The 7,599-nt window shown below is 59.0% G+C and carries 6 protein-coding genes and 1 pseudogene; 5 read left to right on the forward strand and 2 right to left on the reverse strand.

Annotation, left to right across the window (positions count from 1 at the left end):
- Positions 1-8 precede the first annotated feature (8 nt).
- Positions 9-1,211, forward strand: a complete 1,203-nt coding sequence (locus EBQ26_RS10650; RefSeq protein ID WP_122238999.1) for a M48 family metallopeptidase — start codon at positions 9-11, stop codon at positions 1,209-1,211.
- Between the two features lie 80 nt (positions 1,212-1,291).
- A complete protein-coding gene (locus EBQ26_RS10655) occupies positions 1,292-1,564 on the forward strand; it encodes a hypothetical protein (protein ID WP_124780652.1) in 273 nt (90 codons plus the stop codon).
- Between the two features lie 98 nt (positions 1,565-1,662).
- Here the strand turns inward: EBQ26_RS10655 and nth are convergent, their stop codons facing one another.
- Positions 1,663-2,307 carry an endonuclease III gene (nth, locus tag EBQ26_RS10660; RefSeq protein ID WP_122239001.1) on the reverse strand — a complete coding sequence of 215 codons (645 nt, stop codon included), beginning with the start codon at positions 2,305-2,307 and terminating at the stop codon, positions 1,663-1,665.
- A 195-nt stretch (positions 2,308-2,502) separates the two neighbouring features.
- Here nth and cas9 point away from each other — a divergent pair, with 195 nt between their 5' ends.
- Genes cas9 through cas2 form a run of 3 tightly spaced genes read left to right on the forward strand, consistent with a single transcriptional unit; the run spans position 2,503 to position 7,046 of the window.
- Complete coding sequence (cas9, locus tag EBQ26_RS10665; RefSeq protein ID WP_122239002.1) at positions 2,503-5,766, forward strand: type II CRISPR RNA-guided endonuclease Cas9; 3,264 nt, start codon at positions 2,503-2,505, stop codon at positions 5,764-5,766.
- A 14-nt stretch (positions 5,767-5,780) separates the two neighbouring features.
- Positions 5,781-6,710 carry a type II CRISPR-associated endonuclease Cas1 gene (gene cas1 / locus EBQ26_RS10670; RefSeq protein WP_122239003.1) on the forward strand — a complete coding sequence of 310 codons (930 nt, stop codon included), beginning with the start codon at positions 5,781-5,783 and terminating at the stop codon, positions 6,708-6,710.
- Between the two features lie 9 nt (positions 6,711-6,719).
- Positions 6,720-7,046 carry a CRISPR-associated endonuclease Cas2 gene (gene cas2, locus EBQ26_RS10675; protein ID WP_238944310.1) on the forward strand — a complete coding sequence of 109 codons (327 nt, stop codon included), beginning with the start codon at positions 6,720-6,722 and terminating at the stop codon, positions 7,044-7,046.
- 436 nt (positions 7,047-7,482) lie between these two features.
- Here the strand turns inward: cas2 and EBQ26_RS10680 are convergent.
- A pseudogene (locus tag EBQ26_RS10680) lies at positions 7,483-7,599 on the reverse strand (IS5/IS1182 family transposase); the annotation flags it as partial.

Raw genomic sequence — 7,599 nt, forward strand, 5'->3', positions numbered from 1 at the left:
CATTTGCCATGCCCAGCGCAGCCCCTGAACATGCCGCGGCCCCTGCTGCCGCGCCCCCGCCGGTCCTCAAAGCCTTGTGGTTCGACGGCACCAGCAGCAGCGGCCAGCGCGTGCTGGCCCTGATTGAGCCAGGCCCCAAGGGGCCGCGGCTGACGCTGGCGCCGCTGGACCCCGAGGCCCTGGGCCTGACGCTGGACAGCCCCGACGTGAAATGGCCCCAAACCTACGGCAAGGCCGACCCCAAGCGCCGCCTGACGGTGAACTTGGGCGAGCACGGCAGCCTGCAAGTGGCCAGCGCTGCGCAGTGGCACCGTGCCTATGAGCTGGCAGGCGGGCGGCGCAAGATGGCCGAACGCTTGCAAACGGGCTGGAAAATGCTCATCGGCTTCACGCTGGCGTGCGTGCTTTTGCTGGTGGCCTTTTTCCGCTACGGCACCCCCTGGGCCGCCGGGCAACTGGCGCGCTTTGTGCCCCTGGGGTGGGAAACCGCGATGACGGATGGTTTCCTGGAGCAAATCGAGGGCAAGTTCTTTCGCCCCACCAAGCTCTCTGCCCAGCGGCAAAGCGATTTGAAAGAGCGCTTTGCCGCCATGCTGGCCGACATCCCCGAGCGCATGCAGCGCTACGGCAGCTACCAACCCTTGTGGCGGCTGGAGTTTCGCGCCAGCTTCATCGGCCCCAATGCGCTGGCCTTCCCCGGCGGGCTGGTGGTGGTGACGGACGACATGGTCGAACTGGCCCAGGCCAAAGGCTTGGGCGATCACGCCCTGATGGGGGTGATCGCGCATGAAATCGGCCACATCGTGCACCGCCACTCCAGCCGCATGCTGATTGAGCAAGGCGTGCTCAATGCCACCCTGAGCGTGGCGCTCAACGACGTTTCCAGCATGGTGGCGCTGGCCAGCACCAGCTTGACGGTCTTGTCCTACAGCCGTGACCACGAGCGCGAGGCCGATTGCTTTGCCCTGGCCCTGATGCGCCACCAGCGCATCGACCCCAAAGGCCTGGCCCAACTGTTTGCCGCGATGGAGGGCCGGGCCGTGTCTGTCGAGAAAAACGCCCCCGAAAGCACACCTGAAAACGCCCCCAAAAACGCGCGCAGCCAAGGGCTGGATTGGCTCTCCAGCCACCCCGGCACGCAAGGGCGCATCGGCATGTTCGCCTCGGGGCAAGCCATGCAGTGCGATATGGCAACGGGGCGGTTGCGCTAATGCTGCGTATGAGCGGCGGCGATGTGCATGGGCCATGCCGGGCGGCAGCGGTGTGCGCTGGCGCGGCGCTTTGCGTGATCTTGACCGGATGCACTGCGCAGCCTTCAGCCCCTCAAGCCCCTGGGGCACAGCAAGCCGTGGCGGCGGTGCAAGGCTATTTGCGCAGCAAGGGGCGCGACACCGCCTGGCCCGCCCTCCAGTGCGAAGCGCTGCAAGGGCCCGAGGTGCGGGCGCTGGGCGGGCACTACCTTGTGCTGTGCGACTTCGATGTGCAGCAGCGCCAGTGGGGCAACCACACCGGCTATTTGCTGGGCAGCCAACTGGAGTTGCTGGAGGTGATTCCGGGTAAATGAATGTTCCAAATCAATGGAAAAATCACTTGAACATGGAATTGCCGAAATGAGGCGATTTATTTTCTTTTTGATTTAGAAAATAAGGTTGCAAAAAGGGCTTAGCGTGTGGGTGCGGCCGTTTTGGGCTGGTAATCACACCAAGCGCTGACGCGGCACTCCCAGCAACGCGGCTTGCGTGCCTGGCACACATAGCGGCCCAGCAGGATCAGCCAATGGTGGGCATGCACGGCATAGTCTTTGGGCACGCGCTTGAGTAATTGCTGCTCTACCGCCAGCGGCGTTTTGCCAGGCGCCAGGCCCGTGCGGTTGCTGACGCGAAAGATATGCGTATCCACCGCCATCGTCGGCTGACCAAAGGCCACGTTCAGCACCACATTGGCCGTCTTACGCCCCACGCCGGGCAGGGCTTCCAACGCTTCGCGCGTGCGCGGAATTTCGCCGCCGTAGCGCTCGACCAGAATCTGGCAAGTCGCCAGCAGGTTTTTGGCCTTGGTGCGGTACAGGCCGATGGTTTTGATGTGTTCCTCCAGCCCCTCCAGGCCCAAATCCAGCATTGCCTGCGCAGTGCCAGCGACGGGAAACAGCCGACGGGTGGCCTTGTTCACCCCCACATCCGTCGCCTGCGCCGAGAGCAGCACAGCAGCCAGAAGCTGGAAATCGCTGCCGTATTCCAGCTCCGTTTGCGGATGCGGATTGGCCGCCTGCAAGGCGGCGAAGAAGAGGGGGATGTCGGCTTTCTTCATAGACAGGGGGCGGATGCGTCGCCCGAAAAAGGTGAAAGCCGGGCATGCCCGGCTTTCCATTTTTTGCATCTAGCTACAAAAGCAATCAGCTTGTTAGCGGCTAAAGCACAAATCCCAGTGAACTGAGTGCCGACATTATACCTATTTTAAGAAACAATATATTGCATAAAGTTTTAAAAAGCAGAAAATGTTTTCATGTCAAAACATAAACCTACTATTCGTTACCGATTGGCCCTTGATTTGGGCTCTACCTCGCTGGGCTGGGCCATTCTGCGCCTGAATGCTGACAACCAGCCCACCGCCATCATCAAGGCTGGTGTGCGCATCTTCAGCGATGGCCGAAGCCCCAAGGATGGTTCCTCGCTGGCAGTGACCCGTCGCACCGCACGCGCCATGCGCCGTCGGCGCGACCGTTTGCTCAAGCGCAAGGCGCGCATGAGGGACAAGCTGATTGCGCATGGTTTCTTCCCGAAGGATGAGGCGGCACGCAAGGCACTGGAAGCGCTCAACCCTTACCAGCTGCGCGCCGAGGGTTTGCAGCGCGCACTGACGCCGGGCGAGTTTGCCCGCGCGCTGTTTCACATCAATCAGCGCCGAGGTTTCAAGAGTAACCGCAAGACTGACAAAGGCGCCAAGGACGCTGGCGCGATGAAGGCGGCCATCAGCAGCCTGCGGGCCCAACTCGCGCCCTACCCCGTGGATGGCGCAGGCAAGAGACTTGACCCCCATTCTCCGGCGCTACTGCAATGGGCTTGCCGACAAAGCGACGACACCCGCAACAGCATGCCGCGAACCGTGGGCGAGCTGCTGGCGCAACGCTTGCAGCAAGGCTTGGGTGCTCGGGCAAAAAACAACGGTCAAAGCGGCGCCAAACTGGCATACGACCTCTACGTTGATCGCCAGATGGTGGCCGATGAGTTCGATGCGTTATGGGCTGTGCAAGCGGGCTTCAATCCTGCCCTGTTTCATGAACAGGCGCGCGCCGAGTTGCGCGACACCCTGTTGCACCAACGCCCATTGCGCCCGGTCAAACCGGGGCGCTGCACCTTGCAGCCGGAAGAAGAGCGCGCCCCGCTGGCGCTGCCCAGCACGCAGCGTTTTCGCATCCTGCAAGAAGTGAATCACTTGCGCTTGCTTCAGCGCGGTATGCGCGAAGAACCGCTGACGCTGGCGCAGCGCGATGCCATCGTGAACATGCTGGAAAGCAGCAGCAAGGTCACATTCAAGGCCATGCGCAAAAAGCTCAAGCTGGGCGACGTGGTGCAGTTCAACCTGGAAGACGCCAAGCGCAGCGAGCTCAAAGGCAATGCCACCACGGCAGCACTGGCCAAAAAAGAGCTGTTTGGCGATGTCTGGCACACATGGACGTTACGGCAACAAGACGCCATTGTCCGCCAGCTCGTCACTCAGCAAAATACCGAGCGTTTAATCAAGCGACTTGTTAAATATTGCCGCGTTGACGAAGCGTGCGCTGCAGCCATTGCCAACACCGGCCTGCCCGAAGGCTACGGCAGCCTGAGCCGCAAAGCACTGGCACGCATCGTGCCTGCATTGCGCGCCGAGGTCATCACCTACGACAAGGCCGTGCAGGCCGCTGGCTTTGCCCACCACAGCGACTTGGGCTTTGACTTTGAGCATGGCGATGACGAAGTGGAGCAGCTTGGCGAGCGCATCATTGCATCCACGGGGGAAATCAAACCGGTGCTTGCCTTCAAGCAACTGCCTTACTACGGTCGTGCCCTGCAACGCCATGTGGCTTTTGGTAGCGGCAATCCCAAAGACCCGGAAGAAAAGCGCTACGGCAAGATCGCCAACCCCACGGTACACATCGGCCTGAATCAGGTGCGCAAAGTCGCCAATGCGCTGGTTCGACGCTATGGCCGACCAACCGAAATCGTGGTGGAACTGGCGCGTGACTTGAAGCAAAGCCGCGAGCAAAAGCTGGAAACGCAAAAGCGCCAAGCTGAAAATCAAAAGCGCAATGCGCGCATCCGCGCGGAAATCGCGCCCATGCTGGGCATCAGTGAAGAGCGCGTGAAGCACGCCGACATCCAGAAATGGATTTTGTGGGAAGAACTGAGCTTTGACGCGGCCGACCGCCGCTGCCCCTACAGCGGCGTGCAAATCAGCGCGGCCATGTTGCTGTCGGAGCAAGTGGAAATTGAGCACATCCTGCCCTTCTCGCAAACGCTGGATGACAGCCTGAACAACAAAACCGTTTCCATGCGGCAAGCCAACCGCATCAAAGGCAACCGCACACCTTGGCAAGCGCGGGAGGACTTCGAGGCACAGGGGTGGACGTACGAATGCATGTTGCAACGCGCCGAACGCATGCCCAAGGCCAAACGCTACCGTTTCGCACCCGATGGTTACGAACGCTGGCTCAAAGAAGACCAGGATTTTCTGGCCCGCGCGCTGAACGATACGCGCTATCTCTCGCGCATCGCCAAAGCCTATCTGCAACTGCTGTGCCCGCAAGGCACGTGGGCGATACCCGGGCAAATGACGGCTCTGCTGCGCGCCAAGTTCGGCTTGAATGATGTGCTTGGCCTGCATGGCGAAAAAAACCGCGACGACCACCGCCATCATGCCGTGGACGCTTGCGTCATTGGCGTCACCGATCAAGCCTTGCTGCAACGCTTTGCCCAAGCCAGCGCCACAGCGCGCCAGCAAGGTCTGGAAAAACTCGTGGAGGACATGCCCCTGCCCTGGGAAAGCTACCGCGCGCATGTAGAGCGCGCCGTGCAAAACATCTGGGTCAGCCACAAGCCCGATCATGGGCATGAGGGGGAAATGTTTGATGCAACGATCTACAGCGCATCCGGTCAAAGCCGGATGGCCGCAAAAGACAGGAAAGTTCTACCGTTCCACGCACGACCGGAACATGCACACCTGAATCGCTATCGTGACAAAAACAACGCGCCAAAACCCTACAAAGGCTTGCTGAGCAATAGCAACTACTGTATTGAAATCACACGCAATGAAAAGCGAGACTGGGCAGGAAAAGTCATTTCAACCTTTGATGCCTACAAGATTGAAAGAGAGCTGCTACGCGCCTATAGAAATAAACATGGAAAAAATGCCAGCTCACTTGCTTTGCTTGATCTTCTCAGCAATCATGAGTCCTTCGATGGTCAACCTTTGGTCATGCGTTTATGCAAGGGAGACTGCATAGCCATTGGTCAAGGAAAAGAAAGAGAAGTGCTGCAAGTTCTGAAAATCAACAGTTCCGGCTCAGTCACCTTCATCAAACCCAACGAAACCAATATCAGCGCACGCTATCTGGCAAAGCTTGCAGCGCAAAAAGACCAGAAGGCTGGCAAGTTCTTTGATGAGGCTGCATTGAACGACGTGTTTTTTCAAAAAGCTTTTTCCGCAGGGAGTTTGCTGGAGGCCAAAGCCCGCCGCGTCACCATCTCGCCCACCGGTGAACTGCGTGACCCCGGCTTCAAAGGCTGATCAAGGGGCGCAGTATGATCGGGCGTATTGTTGAAATTGCAGACGACCATCGACATCTCTTCGTTAATCGTGGTTTCATGGTGGTGCGTGACACCGAGGGCGAGCGCAAGGAGCTGGGGCAGGTGCCGTTGGACGACATCGCCGCCGTCATCGCCAATGCCCACGGCATCAGCTACACCAACAACCTCCTGGTGGCTCTGGCCGAGCGCGGCGCGCCCTTCGTGCTGTGCGCGGCCAATCACAATGCCGTGGGCATGCTGCTGACGCTGGACGGCCATCACGTACAGGCCAAGCGCATCGAAGCGCAAATCGCCGCCAGCTTGCCCACGCACAAGCGGCTGTGGGCGGCCATCGTCAAATCCAAACTGGAGCAACAAGCCGCCGCACTGGAGGCCGCAGGCGCGCCCACCGCGCCCTTGACTGCGTTGGTGCGCAAGGTCAAAAGCGGCGATCCGGAAAACGTCGAAGGCCAAGGCGCCCGGCGCTACTGGGGCTTGCTGTTCGGCAAGGACTTCCGCCGCGATCAGAATGCCGGCGGCCTCAACGCCCTGCTGAACTACGGCTACACCGTCCTGCGCTCCGCCACCGCCCGCGCCACAGTGGCCGCCGGCCTGCATCCCAGCATTGGCCTGCACCACAGCAACGATGGCAATGCCATGCGACTGGTCGATGACCTGATGGAGCCCTTCCGCCCGGTCATCGACCTGAAAGTCTGGCAATTGCAGCGCGCCGGTGAAGAACAGGTCACGCCCGAAGCCAAGCGCGCCTTGGCGCATACCCTTTATGACGACATGCAAAGCCGCGCTGGCGTCACCCCGGTGATGGTCTGCATGCAGAAACTGGCCATCTCGCTGGCCCAAGTGTATCTGGGCGAACGCGACAAGCTGGAACTGCCGCTGCCGGGCTTGCCGCTCGCTCTGGCGAAAAACTTGAACCCAGAATGATGCGATGCCATGCTTTCAGGATACCGACTGATGTGGATGCTGGTAATGTTCGATTTACCCGTGCTCACCAAAGCCGAGCGCAAAGCTGCAGGTAATTTTCGCAAGGCGTTATTGGATATGGGCTTTGAGATGAGCCAACTCAGCGTCTATCTGCGCTTTTGCAGCAGCCAAACCCAGCTTGATACCTACACCCGCCGGGTAGAGGCCATCTTGCCGGTCGGTGGTAAGGTCAGCGTATTACAGTTCACTGACAAGCAATACGAACGCATCTTGACATTTCAGGGAAGAACCAAGCAGCCACCGTTGAAAACGCCTGAGCAGTTCACACTTTTCTAGCCAGAGTGATGTTTTTTCTCTTCTCGAAAAGCAGAAAACCCCTTGTAAAAACAATGGGTTACTGCATAGGGATTTTAGATCACTGGGATTTGTGCTCTAACCGGAACAACGGCAGGCGCAGCTTGCCGTCCTCCCCAATTTTAGATCACTGGGATTTGTGCTCTAACCGGAACACTGGTACAAAAGCGCCGAATTGCACACGGATTTTAGATCACTGGGATTTGTGCTCTAATCGGAACCATCGACGAGTGCCACAATGACATGCCTAAATTTTAGATCACTGGGATTTGTGCTCTAACCGGAACAGCGGCAACAGCGCGGCGCTTGGCACGTTCATTTTAGATCACTGGGATTTGTGCTCTAACCGGAACGGCCCTGCTCAGGGCCGCCGGGTATGCCCGATTTTAGATCACTGGGATTTGTGCTCTAGAGCGTGTTATGAACTTTGAGCCAACCGAATCAACGGCATGGCATTGGGCAGCATGAGAATGGCAAAGACCACGAAGTGCAATCCCCCCAGTACGTCTGGCAATCGCTCGTAATCACGAGACAA

This window comes from Allofranklinella schreckenbergeri, from assembly GCF_003703475.1.
In the GTDB taxonomy this organism is placed as follows: domain Bacteria; phylum Pseudomonadota; class Gammaproteobacteria; order Burkholderiales; family Burkholderiaceae_C; genus Lampropedia; species Lampropedia schreckenbergeri.

Bases quoted from the DNA above. Each gene is read 5' to 3' on its own strand.
- EBQ26_RS10650 (WP_122238999.1), top strand. From the start codon at position 9: ATGCCCAGCGCAGCCCCTGAACATGCCGCGGCCCCTGCTGCCGCGCCC.
- nth (WP_122239001.1), bottom strand. From the start codon at position 2,307: ATGAAGAAAGCCGACATCCCCCTCTTCTTCGCCGCCTTGCAGGCGGCC.
- cas9 (WP_122239002.1), top strand. From the start codon at position 2,503: ATGTCAAAACATAAACCTACTATTCGTTACCGATTGGCCCTTGATTTG.
- cas1 (WP_122239003.1), top strand. From the start codon at position 5,781: ATGATCGGGCGTATTGTTGAAATTGCAGACGACCATCGACATCTCTTC.
- cas2 (WP_238944310.1), top strand. From the start codon at position 6,720: ATGCTTTCAGGATACCGACTGATGTGGATGCTGGTAATGTTCGATTTA.